The organism is Vibrio sp. 1288 (assembly GCF_033344475.1).
The window spans coordinates 1-1,129 of sequence record NZ_JAWPOX010000127.1 but is presented as its reverse complement, the minus strand read 5'-3'; the positions used below and the strand labels follow the sequence as shown (position 1 = coordinate 1,129).

At 48.4% G+C, this 1,129-nt stretch carries 2 protein-coding genes; both read right to left on the bottom strand.

Annotated elements, in window-relative coordinates; all coding sequences use genetic code 11:
• On the bottom strand, positions 1–583 hold a 583-nt coding region (locus R8O11_RS25060), incomplete at its 3' end, for a COX15/CtaA family protein (RefSeq protein WP_318194589.1).
• A 10-nt stretch (positions 584–593) separates the two neighbouring features.
• On the bottom strand, positions 594–1,129 hold a 536-nt coding region (locus R8O11_RS25055; protein WP_318194588.1), incomplete at its 5' end, for a cytochrome oxidase biogenesis cluster protein.

Here is a 1,129-nt window from a genome sequence, read left to right as displayed (position 1 = left end):
AAGCCGCGTAGTTTGATGAAGTCCAACCGCCGAGCAGAACTTGGGAGAACACAATCAAAAAGGCAAACACCGAAAACAACCTAACCGACCGAGAGGAGGGGGGAAAATAAAGATTGTCTCTCGCTTTCAGTTGGCAATAAAACACCGCTTGCAGCGCGAGTAAGGTGAACCCACCAAGCAGATGAAGCATGACAATGACAGGCATCAGTTTTAGAGTCACCGTCCACATACCTAACATCGCCTGCCCCACAACCAAAAAGCTGAGCAGAATAGGAATGGATGGGTTCACGCGTTCAGTTCGAATAGCAATAACGGTAATAGCAAAAATCACCATGCCGAGTGTTCCAGCAAAATAGCGATGAATCATCTCTAGCCACGCTTTTTCATGCTCAATCTCGCGTTCTGGAAAATTGATGTTGGCGCGCAGAACATCGTCTTCATGGTGTGGTACAGAAAAGTGACCATAACACCCCGGCCAGTCAGGACATCCCAAACCCGCATCCGACAAACGGGTATAGGCGCCCAACATGATGACGACTAACGTCAGGCACAAACTTAATCTAACCAACTTTGTTAACGTCATGATGCGCTCCCTATCCGACTCGCGACAATTTGAGCAACTTACGCAAATCCGCCAGCATATCTTTGCTGAGTTTGACCAAATCTTCGTTTGGCTCTGCGGTGTACGACATCACCAGTTGCCCCAGAGGGTCCACAATCAGCACTTGCCCTTGTTGCACTTTTGCCGCCACGTTCTCATTCATCGCCATGGTTTCTATCGGCATTTCTATCGTGTCTGATGTTGTAGAAGTCCACAAAACTGGCACAACGCGTTCTTGATACTTGCCTAAAGCAACATGGCTTTGTTTGAGTAAATAGAGCTGTCTTTGACATTGGCTGTCGCAAGAATCAGGCACCACATAAGCCAGTTGCCAACCATGCACCGCCGATGGAGCAGATTGGCCTAACTGCGCTAACGTTGTGTACGGTTCGATGAGCTTTCCTCGGTTTGTCACGCCCGTTTCGTACCAGCCTTGCGCCAAAATCAACTTTGCAACAATCGCTGGTAAGGCGAATAAGCAAATCAGTGCGATCAGCACAAACCGCCCTTTTGTAACTTGAGATGTCA